Raw genomic sequence first — 14,748 nt, forward strand, 5'->3', positions numbered from 1 at the left:
GAAATAAGATGAATATTCATAAGCACCTGCGTACTGCCGCAAAGACGCTGATGGGAGCCGTGCTGCTCGCCGGCGTGATCAGCACCGAAGCCATGGCCGTCGATTCGATGGCCGATTGCCGCCCCGGCGGCCCGATGGAACCGCTGCTGGCGCCGTCCGCCGTGGTCAGCAAGGACATCGCCGGCATCTGCCTGCTGTGCGGTGTCGACAATCCGGGCAACGTGGTCGACCGCACGCGCAGCACCTTCGCGACGCTGCGCACGACGGTCGGCGTCGCTTCTGCGGTGTCGCTCGGCGTGACCGACACGGCCACCCGCTATATCGCCGGCCCGCTGCTGCCGCGGCGCGTGGGCGTGGTGATCCGCAACCCGGATTCGCTGCTCACCGCCGACCTGCTGCGCGGCGCCACCGTCACCACCAGCCTGAACGGTGTTGATCGCCAGACCTTCGCGGTCGGCGGCCTGCTGAAGCTCGACCTGCTCGGCCTGCTGAACTCGAAGGACCTGGCGCTGCTCGGCGGCGTGGCCACGGCCGATTTCGACGCCGTGCGCATCACCTACGGCTCGGTCGTCCGTGCGCTGAACTCGCTGAAGGTCTACGGCGTCTGCGTGCAGAACTGATCGTCGCCTGAGGTTCGCGGGGCCATCGCCCGCCGTGCGCAAGCACGGCGGGCGATGTCGTTTCAGAAGGCCGGCACGCGGCCACGGCATCGCCCTTGATCCCGGCGGCGAAACACCCACCTCTGTCCGATGATCTGGACTGACGGCTTCATCGCATTCGTGACCGGCCTGCTGGCCGTGGTGCTGCTGCTCACTGCCTGGCGCCGGCAGCAGGCGCGCCGGCGGCGCGAGCTGGCGCCGTTCCGCCCGGAATGGCGGGCGCGGCTGGAGCGCCGGATGGGCCCGCTGCTGCAGCGGCTGACGCCGGAGCAGCGGCGCCTGCACGAACGGCGGGTCGTCGAGTTCCTGGCCGACATCCGCATCAAGGGCTGCAACGGCTTCCTGGTCACCGACGAGGTCCGGCTGCTGATCGCCGGCATGGCCTGCCTGATGCTGCTGCGGCCCGATGCCTACGTGTTCCGCGGCCTGCGCACCGTGCTGGTCTATCCACGGGCGTTCTGGGTGCGCCACCAGGAGCCGGACGAGCTTGGGCTGGTCAGCGACGAACCCGAGCTGCGGCTCGGCGAATCCTGGAACGGCGAGCGGGTGATCCTGAGCTGGGAAGACGTCGAGGCGGCGCTGGCTGGCGATGCGGTCAATGTGCTGGTGCACGAATTCGCCCATCAGCTCGATGCCGAGAATCCGGAGACCGAAGGCGCGCCGCTGCTGCCGGACTACACGCGCTGGTCGAAGGTGATGATGCGCGAGTACCGCGCACTCGAACGGCGCTCCTCCCAGGTGCTGGACGACTACGGCCTGGAAGGCCCGACCGAGTTCTTCGCCGTGGCCACCGAAGCCTATTTCCAGCGCGGCACCGAGCTGCGGCTTCTGCACCCGGAGCTGTACGGCCTGCTGCGCGACTACTACCGGATCGAGACTTCGGACTGACTCCCGATCCCCAGCCGAGCCGCCCGTGCAGGCCGGCTGCGGTTCAGAAGCGGTAGCTGGCGAACACAGCGGCGAAGTTCGAGCTGCGGTAGCCGCCCTGTTCGAGCGCGGAGCCGGCTTCCAGATGTTCGAGCCGCGTGGTCAGCGACAGCCTCGGCGTGACGGTCCACACCACCTGCAGGCGCGCGACATCGGCGCTGTGGTTGCCGCCCACACCGGCGGTGCCGGCATAGGCCGTGCCGTTGGCGCGGTAGACGGCATCGTCGCGGTCGACGCGCCAGGTCCACTGGTATTCCAGTGTCACCCGCACCGTGGCGAATGGCGCTAGCACCAGATTGGGCGCGAGTGCGGCGAGATTGGTCGGCGTCAGGAACAGGCCGTAGGCGTAGTAGATGTTGTTGCCGTAAGGCGCCGAGGCATTGCGCAACGTCTGCCCGCCATAGGCGCCGCCGCCGCTGGCGTAGTCGGCATGGAAGCCGAGACGTGGCGCCAGGCGGTCCGCGCCGAGCCGCCAGTTCTGCGCGAACAGCGCCTGCCAGGCTTCGAGCCGGCGCCCGTCGTGATCGCCCCATTGGTGGTTGACGGTCCAGTCCAGCGTCGCCTTGCCGATCTCGCCCCAGAGCCGCAGGCCGCCGTAATAGCGTTCCTCGCGTGCCGACAGCGCGCCCCAGGTCACCTTGCGCTGGCGCTGGCGCCACAGGAACGGATCGAGATAGAGCGGGCTGTCGAACCAGCGACGCGGCAGCACGATGCCGCCGGTGATACCCGAGAACCGGCGATTGCCATCGCTGTGGTCATCGTCGATGCCGCCGTTGCCGAGGCGGTTGAAGTGGAAATCGAACAGATCGGCGCGCAGGTGTTCGCCGTTGATCCAGGTGCGCAGGCCGTTGACGGTGAAGTGCAGCGTGTTGTTGTCGCGCGCCGCGACCAGCAGGTTCGGACCGTCGATGAACACCTGTCGCCCGTAGCGCGCGCCGACTTCGACATCGCCGTAATGGTCGGTCCAGTCGATGAAACGCTGCTGCAGGAACAGGTCGTTGCGCATCGTACCGGACGGCTGGCCGATGTTGCGGCCATCGATGAAGCCATGGCCGAGTTCCCCGTACAGCCGCAGTTTCGGCCCCAGATGGAGATCGGTGCCCAGAAACACGCGGTAGATGTCCTGCCGCTGCTCGCCGCCGTTGAGCTGCGCGTGCTCGGTGTGGTTGATGCGGCCGCGCAGTTCGCCGGACAGCGTCAGATAGACATCCGGCCGACCCAGCGGCAGGTACTTGAGGCGGTCGAGGAAATCGCGCCGCTGGCCGGGATCGCGCATGCGCTGCCAGTCCTCGATCCAGCGCACGGCGGAGTAGCCGTTGGCAATCCCGCCCTGTCCGGTCGCGGCGGCTGGATAGCCGCTCGGCGCCGGCGGCGCGGTTGTCGTGGAAGCCGGGCTGTCTGCAGCCCCGGCGGCCAGCGCCAGCGTCGCCCACAACACGCCGCAGCAGATGCGCAGCGACAGCGGCGGCTTCCAGGACATGCACGGCTCCTCGCACGTTGATCGGGCTCGATGCCTCGCCGCAGGCCGCAGCCGCTCCGCCCGCAGTCGGGCAGCGCGTCAGGGAACGGTCGGGACTCGACTGGCCGGTTGCAGGGCGGTCGCCATGACAGCCGGTGAATGACGCCATCTTGGTCGCCGCGCGAACGCAGGGAAATAACACCATGGAGCTAGTCCCCGGTGGGACGGACCAGATTCCTGCAGGCGGAGCGTTTGCCTACACTGCCGGCATGCATCCTGTTCCTTCCTTCGATGGCGTACTTGTCGCGACAGCGCGGCCGCAGCCATGACCGCGCTCGATGACGGCGCGCTGCGCATTGTGGTGGCCGACGATCACCCGCTGTTCCGCGCCGCCATCGTCCACGCGCTGCAGCCGTTCGCCGGGTCGGGTGGCAGCATCGTCGAAGCATCCAGCTTCGCCACGCTGGCGGCTGTGGTCGCCGCCGATCCGGAGCTGGATCTGGTGCTGCTCGATCTCAACATGCCCGGCGCGCAGGGCTTCTCGTCGCTCGTCTACCTGCGCGGCGAGCGGCCGGCGCTGCCGGTGATCGTGATCTCGTCCAACGACCACCCGCGCACCATCGGCCGGGCCCAGCAGTTCGGCGCTGCCGCCTTCGTGCCGAAATCGGCACCGCCGGCGGTGTTGCTGAATGCGCTGCGTGCTGTCATGAATGGCGATGAATGGTTTCCGCCGCAGCGTGCGGCACGCGACGCCGAGGATGCGAAGCTGGCCGAGCAGCTGGCGCAGCTGACACCCCAGCAGTTCCGGGTGCTGATGGCGATGGCCGAAGGTCTGCTCAACAAGCAGATCGCCCACGAACTGGGCCTGGCCGAGAACACCGTGAAGGTTCACATCACCGCCGTGCTGCGCAAGCTCGACTGCTACAGCCGCACCCAGGCTGCGGTGAAGGTGAAGGGGTTGCTGCCGGAGCCGGACGACAGCGCCTGAAGCGCGCCGGCTGCGTCCATCACGGCGGATCGTCGCCGGCGCTGCGCAGCAGCAGCTGACGCATCAGCGCCCGCAAGGCCGGCGGTCGCACCGGCTTCGGCAGGAAGGCCCAGCCGGCCGTCGCCGCCACCTCCGATGCCGCTTCGCGCTCGGCGGAGATCACGATCACCGGCGGCTCGCGGCCCCAGCGGGCGAACAGCGACGGCATCAGTTCGGCACCGGTGACGCTGCCGAGCCGGTGATCGAGCAGCACCAGATCGGGCGTGCCGGTCGTGCTGGCCAGTGCAGCTTCGGCGCTGCCGAGCAGCGTCACCTCGCAGCCCCAGGCTTCGAGCAGCGCCCTTGCCGCTTCGCGGACCCGTGGATCGTCGTCGATGCACCAGATGTGGCGATCCTGCAGCGCCGTCGCCGGCTCGGACGCGAGCGCTCGGGGCACTGCCAGTGCCTGCCGGTCGCCGCGCGGCAGCTCGACGCTGAACACGCTGCCTTGTCCCGGCCACGAGCGCAGGCCGATGCGGTGATTGAGCCGCCGGGCGATGCGCTCGACGATCGCCAGGCCGAGGCCGGCGCCGCGATCCTGCGGGTCGGCGCCGCCATCGAGCCGGCGGAACTCCTCGAAGATCGCCTCGTGTTGCGCCTCGGCGATGCCGCAGCCGGTATCCCAGACCTCGATGCGCAGATGGCCGTCGCCAGCCCGGCGCAGGCCCATCAGCACGTTGCCGCGCGCCGTGTAGCGCAGTGCATTGGACAGGAAGTTCTGCAGGATGCGGCGCAGCAGGGCGGCATCGCTCCTGACGACCGCCCGGGTGGCGACCACGCGCAGCCCGAGGCCGCGCGCCGCAGCACTCGGTTCGAACTCGCGGCGCAGGGTATCGAACAGATCCTGCAGCGCCAGATCCTGCACCTGGGTCTGTAGCGCGCCGGATTCCAGACGGGAGATGTCGAGCAGGCTCGACAGGATGCTGTCCTCGGCGACCAGCGCTTCCTCGATGTGGTCGGCCAGCGCCGTGGCCGGATGCTCGCCAAGCCGCTCGCGCAGCGCCGAGGTGTACATGCGGGCGGCGTTCAGCGGCTGCAGCAGGTCGTGCACGGCGGCGCTGACGAAGCTGGTCTTGGAGCGGTTGGCGCGCTCCGCCTCGCGGCGGGCGCCGTCGAGATCGCGGGTGCGCTCGTCGACGCGGCGTTCCAGCGACACCGCCAGCGTGCGCAGCTCGCGCGCCGTATTGCGATAGGCGGTGATGTCCGCGTACGAGGTCACGAAGCCGCCGCCAGGCAGCGGATTGCCGCGGATTTCCAGCACCGTGCCATCGGCCCATTCGCGCTCGAACATATGCGGCCGGCCCGCGCGCAGATGTTCCAGCCGGCGCTGCACGGCGTCGTCGACATCGTGGTTGCCGAGCAGGCCGCGCCGGGCGTTGTAGCGCAGCAGGTCCTCGATCGGCCGGCCGACGCGAATCAGCTCCGGCGGGTAGCCGAAGATCTCGACATAGCGCCGGTTCCACGCCGTCAGCCGCAGTTCGGCATCGATCACGCTGACGCCCTGCGGCAGGTGCTCCAGGCTCTGCCGCTCACCGATGCGCGCACGCTCCGCAGCCAGCACCACGCCGTCACGCGCGCTGTGCAGCGCTTCGGCGTGCTGGCGCACCAGCTGTTCGAGTTCCGAGCGGCTGCGCTGGCGCAGCCGCGACAGCCGCAGCCGCTGCTGCAGCAGCAGGCCGAGGAACAGCAGGCTCAGCAGCGCACCGCCGGCCGCCAGCGCGGCGACGCGGCCGGCCACCACGCTGCCGCGCCGCGGATGCAGCAGATGCAGGGTCCAGCCTTCGGCCGGCAAGGCCAGCGTCTGCGCCAGGTAATCGCCCTGCAGGCCTGCGCTGCCCACCGTCAGCTGCTCGCCGTCGGCCGAGAACGGGCGTCGCTGCAGGGCGACCGGCAGCAGCGGCTGGTGGCCGTACTGCTGGCTCTGCGCGAGTTCGTCGAGATCGGCTGGCTGCAGCGGGCGCAGCAGCCGGTAGCGCCAGTCCGGCCGGTTGCCGAGAAACACGATGCCGTGCGCATCGCTGACCAGCACGACGTCGTCGCTGCGCGCCCAGTCGCGCTCGAGCACGCCGAGATCGACCTTGACGGTCACCGCGCCGATGTACTGGCCCCGCGCATCGCGCACCGCCTCGGCCATGTAATAGCCGGGTTGGCCAGTGGTGATGCCGATGCCGTAGAAGCGGCCGCTGCCTTCCTGCATCGCCTGTCGGAAGTACGGCCGGAAGCGGTAGTCGACGCCGACGTTGCTGCCCGGTTCGCGCCAGTTGTTGGCGGCCACGCCGATGCCGTCGCGGTCCAGCAGGGTCAGGGTCGCCGTGCGGGCCGCGCTGTTGACCGTTTCCAGCCGCGCGTTCAGCTGCGCGCGGCTGCGGTCGTCGATCGGGCCGGCGAGCGCCGCGCCCAGTTCGGGGTCCAGCGACAGCAGGATCGGCAGCATGCGATGGCGGTCGATGAACGCCTGCATGGCGCCGGCATACAGGCCCAGCTGCACGTTGCCGCGCGCTGCCGACTGCAGCAGCGATTGCCGCGTCGCCCAGCGACCGGCGAGCAGCATCGCGCCGCAGGTGACCGCCAGCACCAGCAGCACCAGCGCGATGCGCCGCAGCCGTCGGTCAGGCGGCTGCGGACCCGGCGCGCGCCGCGCTTCAGCCACGGGATTCCGGCACGCCGATGACCGCTACGGTGTCATCCCGTACGGGCTCGAGCGCGGCATCCGGCCCGCGGGCCAGTTCGCGCGCCAGCTGGTTGCGGTCCAGTTCCTGCTCCCAGCCGGCGACGACGATCGTTGCCACACCGTTGCCGACCAGGTTGGTCAGCGCCCGCGCCTCGCTCATGAAGCGGTCGATGCCGAGGATCAGCGCCAGACCGGCAACCGGCACCGACGGCACTACGGCGAGCGTGGCGGCCAGGGTGATGAAGCCGGCGCCCGTGACGCCGGAAGCGCCCTTGGAGGTCAGCATGGCGACCGCGAGCAGGGTCAGCTCCTGCGTCAGGGTCAGGTCCACGTCGACCGCCTGGGCGATGAAGATCGCCGCCATCGTCAGGTAGATGTTGGTGCCGTCGAGGTTGAACGAATAGCCGCTCGGCACCACCAGGCCGACCACCGGCCGGCCACAGCCGAGCCGCTCCAGCTTCTGCATCAGCGGCACCAGCGCCGATTCCGACGACGAGGTGCCAAGCACCAGCAGCAGTTCTTCGCGGATGTAGCGCAGGAAGCGGAAGATGCTGAAGCCGGTCAGCCGGGCGATGCTGCCAAGCACCAGCACGATGAACAGCGCGCAGGTCAGGTAGAAGCTGCCCATCAGCCGCACCAGCGGGCCAAGGCTGTCGAGGCCGTACTTGCCGATCGTGAACGCCATCGCCGCACCGGCCCCGATCGGCGCCAGCCGCATGATCGTGTTCATCATCCGGAAGAACACCCGCGAGACCGAGTCGAGCAACACCATCACCGGCCGTCCGGCCTCGCCGACCGCGCTGAGGCCGAAGCCGAACAGCAGCGCCACCAGCAGCACCTGCAGCAGGTCGCCGCCGGCCGTGAAGGCATCAAGGAAGGTCTTCGGAATGATGTGCAGCAGGAAGCCGACGGTGCTCTGGTCGTGTGCGGCGGTCGTGTACTTCTGCACGGCAGCGGCGTCGAGCGTGGCCGGATCAACATGAAAGCCGGCCCCCGGCTTCAGCAGGTTGACGACCACCAGGCCGATCACCAGCGCGAAGCTCGACACCACCTCGAAATACAGGATCGCCTTGACGCCGACCCGGCCGACCTTGCGCACGTCGGCGACGCCGGCAATGCCGATCACCACGGTCAGGAAGATGATCGGCCCGATCAGCATCTTGATCAGGCTGATGAAGGCATCGCCAAGCGGCTTCAGCGCCACGCCGGTATCGGGCAGGAAGTGGCCGATCGTGCCGCCGATCGCAATGGCCAGCAGCACCCAGAGGTAGAGACGTCGGGAAGTCCCGGACGGCGTGTGTGTCGTGGTCATGAGAATCCTCGTCGCGGATGGCAGCCGCCGGGCTGGGGCGACTGGATGCTGCCCGCGCCCCGGCATCCGAGAAATAGCCGGATGGTAGTAGGCGGCTGCGCCCGGCTGCGAGCCGTGTCGTCGGCTAACCCGAATGTACTAGGCCCGCAGCGGTGGTCCGGCTGCAGCCCGCTCCTATACTCGCCGCGCCGCAGCGCCTGCCCCGGCACCTGACCCGTCGCCTCCTTTCGATCGCCGAGGACACCATGAGCCAACCGACATCCGGCCCCAGCAAGGTCCGCGAAGGCCTGCGCCAGGCCGCCCTCGACTATCACGAGTTTCCGACGCCCGGGAAGCTCGCGGTCACCGCGACCAAGCAGCTGACCAATCCGCATGATCTGGCGCTGGCCTATTCGCCGGGCGTCGCAGCCGCCTGCGAGGAGATCGCCGCCGATCCGGTGCAGGCTTATCGCTACACCGCGCGTGGCAACCTGGTGGCGGTGATCACCAATGGCACCGCCGTGCTGGGGCTGGGTGCGATCGGCCCGCTGGCGGCCAAGCCGGTGATGGAAGGCAAGGCGGTGCTGTTCAAGAAGTTCGCAGGCATCGACGTGTTCGACATCGAGATCGCCGAGACCGACCCCGATCGGCTGGTCGACATCATCGCCGCGCTGGAGCCGACTTTCGGCGGCATCAATCTCGAAGACATCAAGGCCCCGGAGTGCTTCACCATCGAGCGCCGGCTGCGCGAGCGGATGAAGATTCCGGTCTTCCACGACGACCAGCACGGCACCGCGATCATCGTCGCGGCCGCCGCGCTGAACGCACTGGCCGTGGTCGGCAAGACGATCGATACGGTCAAGCTCGTGGTCAGCGGCGCGGGGGCGGCGGCGCTGGCCTGCGTCGATCTGCTGGTCGACCTCGGTCTGCCGATCGAACACATCTGGCTGACCGATCTGGCCGGGGTCGTCTACCAGGGCCGTGCCGAGCTGATGGACCCGGACAAGGCCCGCTACGCGCAAGCCACCGATGCGCGAACCCTGGCCGAGGTGATTCCGGATGCTGACCTGTTTCTCGGCCTGTCCGCCGGCGGCGTGCTGAAGCCCGAGATGGTGCAGGCGATGGCGGCCCGGCCGGTGATCTTCGCGCTCGCCAATCCGACGCCGGAAATCCTGCCTGAGCAGGTGCGCGCGGTGCGCGATGACGCGGTCATTGCGACCGGCCGCACCGACTACCCGAACCAGGTCAACAACGTGCTGTGCTTCCCGTTCATCTTCCGGGGCGCACTCGATGTCGGCGCCAGCACCATCACGCGGGAGATGGAAATCGCCTCGGTGCGGGCGATCGCCGAACTGGCGCGCATGGAGCAGAGCGATGTCGTCGCCGAGGCCTACGGTACCGACAGCCTGTCATTCGGCCCGGACTACATCATCCCCAAGCCCTTCGATCCGCGCCTGATCGTGCAGATCGCGCCTGCAGTCGCCAAGGCGGCGATCGAGGGCGGCGTCGCGCGCCGGCCGATCGAGGACTTCGAGGCCTACCGGCAGAAGCTGCAGCAGTTCGTCTATCAGAGCGGCACCTTCATGAAGCCGGTGTTCACGGTGGCGCGCCGTGCGGCTGCCGACTGCGGCCGCGTGGTGTACGCCGAGGGCGAGGAGGAGCGGGTGCTGCGGGCGGTGCAGATCGTCGTCGACGAGCGGCTGGCGCGGCCGACCTTGATCGGCCGGCCGGAGATCATCGAGGCGCGCATCCGCCGCTACGGCCTGCGGCTGCGCAGCGGCAGCGACTTCGTCATCGTTAACCCGCAGCACGACGACCGCTACCATGCCTACTGGAGCGAGTACCGCGCGCTGATGGGCCGCCACGGCGTGACTGCGCAGTACGCGCGGCTGGAAATGCGCCGGCGCAGCACGCTGATCGGCGCGATGCTGCTGCGCAAGGGCGAGGCCGACGGCATGATCTGCGGCACCATCAGCAGCACCGCCCGACACCTGCAGTTCATCGATCAGGTGATTGGTCGCGCGCCCGGCAGCCCGGTCTATGCGGCGATGAATGCGCTGATCCTGCCGGACCGCCAGCTGTTCATCGTCGACACCCACATCAACGCCGATCCGGACGCCGACCAGCTTGCCGAGATCACCCGGCTGGCGGCCGCAGCCGTGGGCCGCTTCGGCCTGACGCCGAAAGTGGCGTTGCTGTCGCACAGCAACTTCGGCAGCCACGATTCGGCTTCGGCCGTGAAGATGCGGCAGACCTTGGCGCTGCTGCGCGAACGCATGCCGGCGCTGGAAGTGGATGGCGAGATGCACGGCGACTGCGCGCTGGATGAAGCGCTACGCCGGCGGATCCTGCCGGAGTCGACGCTTGCCGGCACCGCCAACCTGCTGGTGATGCCGAACATCGACGCCGCCAACATCGCCTACAACCTGCTGAAGACGGCGGCCGGCAACAATGTGGCGGTCGGCCCGATCCTGCTCGGCTGTGCGCGTCCGGTCCACATCCTGACGCCGAGCACGACGGTGCGGCGGATCGTCAACATGACCGCGCTGACGGTCGCCGAGGCCAGCGTCGGCCGCTGAGCCGCGTGGCTCAGGACAGCAGCATGCGCAGGCTGATCGCCGCCAGGAACAGCGCGAAAGCGCGCTTCAGCAGCTTCGGCGACAGGCCGTGCGCCAGCCGGGCACCGAGCGGCGCGGTCAGCACGCTGGTCACGGCGATGCCGGCGAACGCGGCGAGGTCGACGTAGCCGAGGCTCCACGGCGCTAGCCCCGGCAGTCCGTAGCCATTGAAGGCGAAGCCGGCGGCGCCGGCCCAGGCGATCGGCATGCCGCAGGCCGCTGAGGTGCCGACCGCGCGGCGCATGTCGATGTTGCAGGCGGTCAGGTAGGGCACGGTCAGCGAGCCGCCGCCGATGCCGATCAGCGCCGACAGGGCGCCGATCAGGCTGCCGACGATGCCGAGGCCGACCGCACCCGGCGCGCTGCGCGTGGCCTTCGGCGTGGCGTCGATCAGCATCTGGATCGAGATCAGCAGCGCGCCGATGCCGACGCATTTCTTCAGCGTGTCGCTGGCCACGTGGTGCGCCACCACCGCGCCGATCAGGCTGCCGGCGACGATGCCGGGCGCCAGCCGCCAGAAGATCGGCCAGATCACGCCGCCACGGGCGTGATGCGCGCGGGTCGAGGAAATGCCGGTCAGGCCGATCACCGCCAGCGAGGTGCCGATCGCCGACTGCATCACCACCTCCGGAGAGGTGCCGAGCTTCGGCAGGATCACCGCCAGCGCCGGCACGATGATCAGCCCGCCGCCGACACCGAACAGCCCGGCCAGCAGGCCGGCGGCAGCGCCGGTGGCGAGAAAGACGGCGATGGTTTCCATGGACGGCGGAGGGTCTCGGGGCGGCCGGATGCAGGCCGTAGAATGGCGCGGTGGCAAAGGCTACACGAACCCTGCAGGCAGTCTGCCGGTCACAGCGTGATGATGAACCTCCGTTTTTCCCTCCGAGCTGTCCTGGTGCCGGCCGTGCTGTCGGCGATCGTCCTTGCCGCGTTGCCGGCGCCGGCCCGGGCTGCCGATGATCCGCTGGCCGCCGCGCGCAGCGAATTCGCGGCAGCGCTGGCGGCGGTGGATGCCGGCACGCTTGATGGCGTCGACAGCGATCGGCTGCGCGCCTATCCGTTGCATCCCTATCTGCTCGCCGCCCGGCTGCGCCTGCGGCTGGCCCGCCTGGCCGCCGTGGATGACACCGGCACTGACGAGGCCGTGGCGGCCTTCCTGAAGGCCAACGGCGATGCGCCGGTGACTCGCGAGCTGCGCCGCGCCTGGCTGAACAGCCTCGCCGGCCGCCAGCAATGGCCAGCCTTTCTGGCCAACCTGCCGGCCAGCCTGGCAGCCGGCGACAGCGTGCTGCGCTGCCAGCAGCTGGCAGCGCGCATCGCCCTGAACCAGACCGACGGCCTGGGCCCGCAGGTGATCGAACAGTGGCAGGCGGCCGACCGCGCGCTGCCGGCCTGCGATGCCGCGTTCGACTGGGCGAAGGGCCAGCAGCTGCTGACACCCGCGCTGATCGAGGCGCGGGCGCGCCGGGTGGCCGGCAACGGCTACGGCGCACTGGCCAAGGTGATCGCGACACCGCTGGCGGCCGATATCCGCGCTCGCATCTCGCAGTGGGCGGCGCTGATCGACGCGCCGCAGAAGGCCCTCGACGCGCTGATCGCCGATCCGGCCCGGCCGGTCGACGACGAAGCCCTGCTCGATGGCTGGCAGCGCTACGCCCGCAAGGACCCGGAAGCCGCCGCCGCACGGTTCGCGGCGCTGCGCGAGGCGCGCCGGCTCGACGACACCGCCGCCAGCCGCTACGCCCGCGCGCTGGCGCTGGGGCTGGCCTGGAGCCGCAAGCCGGCGGCGCTCGACTGGTTCGCGAAGACGCTGCCGGCCGATGTCGATGTCGTGACCGCCGAATGGTGGGCGCGTGCCGCGCTGTGGAGCGGCGACTGGCCGCAGGTGACGCGGGCCATCGCGCTGCTGCCGGAGGCCAGCCGCAGCGAGCAACGCTGGCGCTACTGGTCGGCGCGGGCGGCAGCGGCTGGTGGCGATGAAACCGCCAAGGCGCAGCTGGCGACGCTGGCCGGCGAGGACGGCTGGTATCCGGCGCTGGCCGCAGCCCAGGCGGGCGCCCGCTACGCGCCGCATCCGCAGCCGCTCGGCGTCGACGAAGCGCGGATCGCCAAGCTCGACGCGCTGCCCGGCTTCATCCGCGCACGCGAGCTGTTCCGGGTCGCGCAGCGCACACCGGCGTCGGTGGAGTTCGCGGTCGCCTACGAATCGCTGGAGGCCGCCGCCCGCCCGCAGGCCGTGTTCCTGCCGATGCGGTGGGGCTGGTACGAGCAGGGTGTGGCCACGGCATCGCGGCAGAAGATTTTCACAGACTACGCCACGCTCTATCCGCGTCCCTATGACGCGCCGGTCAAGGCCGGCGCGGCGCTGTCCGGCCTGCCACCGACCTTGATCTACGGCCTGCTGCGCCAGGAAAGCCTGTACCGCGCCGATGCCGTGTCATCGGCCAACGCCTACGGCCTGACCCAGATGCTGATCGAGACCGCCGCCCGCACCGCGCGCAAGTGGGCGCGGCCGGTGCCGAACCGCGACGCGCTGTTCGATCCAGCCACCAACGTGCCGCTGGGGGCGGCCCATCTGCGCGATCTGGTCGACCGTTTTGCCGGCCAGGTTCCGGTGGCCATCGCCGGCTACAACGCCGGCCCCAACGCCGCTGCCCGCTGGCTGCCGGAGCGACCGCTGCCGGCGGATATCTGGATCGAGAACATTCCGTTCAACGAAACCCGCAACTACGTGCAACGGGTGCTGTGGCATTCGCTGGTGTTCGCCTGGCTGGCGGCTGATGGCAAGCCGCAGCCGGTGGAGCAGTGGCTGGCACCGATCGCGCAGCCGTCGGTCGTGGCCGGTGACGAAGGCCTGCCGTGATGCGCCGCTACCGCGTCGGCGGCGCCGTGCGCGACCGCCTGCTCGATCGCCCGGTGCTGGAGCACGACTGGGTGGTCACCGGCGCCACGCCGGAAGAAATGGTGGCGCTCGGCTACAAGCCGGTCGGCAAGGATTTCCCGGTGTTCCTGCACCCGCAGACCAAGGAAGAGCACGCGCTGGCGCGCACCGAGCGGAAGTCCGGCCGCGGCTATCACGGCTTCACCGTCTACGCGGCGCCTGATGTCACGCTCGAACAGGACCTGATCCGCCGCGACCTGACCGTCAACGCGATGGCCGAGGACGAAACCGGCGCGCTGATCGACCCCTACGGCGGCGTCGCCGACCTCGACGCCCGGCTGCTGCGCCATGTGTCGGACGCCTTCGCCGAAGACCCGGTGCGGGTGCTGCGCACGGCCCGCTTCCATTCGCGCTACGCCTACCTCGGGTTCTCCGTCGCGGCCGACACCCTGGCGCTGATGCGCCAGATGGTCGAGGCCGGCGAAGTCGACCACCTGACACCCGAGCGGGTCTGGAAAGAAACCGAGCGGGCCCTGATGCAGCCGCAGCCGTCGCTGTACTTCACGACCCTGCGCGAATGCGGCGCGCTGGCCCGGCTGATGCCGGAACTGGACGCGCTGTTCGGCGTGCCGCAGCCGGCGAAGCACCATCCGGAAATCGACACCGGCCTGCACGTGATGCTGACGCTCGACTGCGCGGCCCGCTGCAACGCGCCGCTGACCGTGCGCTATGCGGCGCTGTGCCATGACTTCGGCAAGGCGCTGACGCCGGCAGAAATCCTGCCCAGCCACTACGGCCACGAAGCCAGCGGCGTGCCCTGCGTCGAAGCCTTCAGCGCCCGGCTGAAGGTGCCGGCCGACTGCCGAGAACTGGCGCTGCACGTCTGCCGCGAGCACCTGCTGGTGCACCAGGCGCGCGAGCTGACACCCGGCACCCTGATGCAACTGCTGGAACGCCTCGACGCGCTGCGCCGGCCGGCCCGTTTCGAGGAATTCCTGCTCGCCTGCGAATGCGATGCCCGCGGCCGCACCGGCCTCGAGGATCGCGACTATCCGCAGCCGCTGTACCTGCGCGAAGCGCTGAAACGCGCGCAGGCGGTGCAGGTGGCATCGGTCACCGCCGACGGCTACGCCGGTGCCGCCATCGGTGCCGAACTGCGGACCCGGCGGATCAAGGCCCTGAAGACGCTGCGCGAGACCTGGGCGGTGTAGCGCG

At 69.9% G+C, this 14,748-nt stretch carries 10 protein-coding genes; 6 read left to right on the forward strand and 4 right to left on the reverse strand.

Annotation, left to right across the window (positions count from 1 at the left end; translation table 11 throughout):
* The first annotated feature begins 8 nt into the window (after positions 1 to 8).
* Complete coding sequence (locus ACTIGJ_RS09900) at positions 9 to 620, forward strand: hypothetical protein (protein WP_439640146.1); 612 nt, start codon at positions 9 to 11, stop codon at positions 618 to 620.
* A gap of 129 nt (positions 621 to 749) precedes the next feature.
* A complete protein-coding gene (locus tag ACTIGJ_RS09905) occupies positions 750 to 1,547 on the forward strand; it encodes a zinc-dependent peptidase (RefSeq protein WP_439640147.1) in 798 nt (265 codons plus the stop codon).
* A 43-nt stretch (positions 1,548 to 1,590) separates the two neighbouring features.
* Here ACTIGJ_RS09905 and ACTIGJ_RS09910 read toward each other — a convergent pair whose 3' ends face one another.
* The gene (locus ACTIGJ_RS09910) at positions 1,591 to 3,066 is read right to left on the reverse strand and encodes an alginate export family protein (protein ID WP_439640148.1); all 1,476 of its coding nucleotides are present in this window, start codon (positions 3,064 to 3,066) and stop codon (positions 1,591 to 1,593) included.
* 304 nt (positions 3,067 to 3,370) lie between these two features.
* Between ACTIGJ_RS09910 and ACTIGJ_RS09915 the strand changes: the two genes are divergently transcribed.
* Positions 3,371 to 4,033, forward strand: coding sequence for a response regulator (locus tag ACTIGJ_RS09915; RefSeq protein ID WP_439640149.1), 663 nt, complete (start codon positions 3,371 to 3,373; stop codon positions 4,031 to 4,033).
* A gap of 19 nt (positions 4,034 to 4,052) precedes the next feature.
* Here ACTIGJ_RS09915 and ACTIGJ_RS09920 read toward each other — a convergent pair whose 3' ends face one another.
* Both ACTIGJ_RS09920 and ACTIGJ_RS09925 read right to left on the reverse strand, forming a co-directional pair.
* Positions 4,053 to 6,623, reverse strand: coding sequence for a hybrid sensor histidine kinase/response regulator (locus ACTIGJ_RS09920; RefSeq protein ID WP_439640241.1), 2,571 nt, complete (start codon positions 6,621 to 6,623; stop codon positions 4,053 to 4,055).
* Between the two features lie 91 nt (positions 6,624 to 6,714).
* Positions 6,715 to 8,055 carry a dicarboxylate/amino acid:cation symporter gene (locus ACTIGJ_RS09925; RefSeq protein ID WP_439640150.1) on the reverse strand — a complete coding sequence of 447 codons (1,341 nt, stop codon included), beginning with the start codon at positions 8,053 to 8,055 and terminating at the stop codon, positions 6,715 to 6,717.
* A 245-nt stretch (positions 8,056 to 8,300) separates the two neighbouring features.
* On the opposite strand from ACTIGJ_RS09925, the gene ACTIGJ_RS09930 reads away from it, so the two are divergent.
* Complete coding sequence (locus ACTIGJ_RS09930) at positions 8,301 to 10,613, forward strand: NADP-dependent malic enzyme (protein WP_439640151.1); 2,313 nt, start codon at positions 8,301 to 8,303, stop codon at positions 10,611 to 10,613.
* A 10-nt stretch (positions 10,614 to 10,623) separates the two neighbouring features.
* On the opposite strand, the gene ACTIGJ_RS09935 is transcribed toward ACTIGJ_RS09930, so the two are convergent.
* Positions 10,624 to 11,412 (reverse strand): sulfite exporter TauE/SafE family protein, encoded by a 789-nt coding sequence (locus ACTIGJ_RS09935; RefSeq protein WP_439640152.1) that lies wholly within the window; start codon positions 11,410 to 11,412, stop codon positions 10,624 to 10,626.
* Positions 11,413 to 11,547: 135 nt separating this feature from the next.
* Between ACTIGJ_RS09935 and ACTIGJ_RS09940 the strand changes: the two genes are divergently transcribed.
* Positions 11,548 to 13,515 carry a transglycosylase SLT domain-containing protein gene (locus tag ACTIGJ_RS09940; RefSeq protein ID WP_439640153.1) on the forward strand — a complete coding sequence of 656 codons (1,968 nt, stop codon included), beginning with the start codon at positions 11,548 to 11,550 and terminating at the stop codon, positions 13,513 to 13,515.
* On the forward strand, positions 13,515 to 14,744 hold the full coding sequence (locus ACTIGJ_RS09945; RefSeq protein WP_439640154.1) for a multifunctional CCA addition/repair protein: 1,230 nt from the start codon (positions 13,515 to 13,517) through the stop codon (positions 14,742 to 14,744). Before ACTIGJ_RS09940 ends, ACTIGJ_RS09945 begins: the two co-directional genes overlap by 1 nt.
* Positions 14,745 to 14,748 lie beyond the last annotated feature (4 nt).

It is taken from the genome of Nevskia sp. (assembly GCF_051860985.1).
In the GTDB taxonomy this organism is placed as follows: domain Bacteria; phylum Pseudomonadota; class Gammaproteobacteria; order Nevskiales; family Nevskiaceae; genus Nevskia.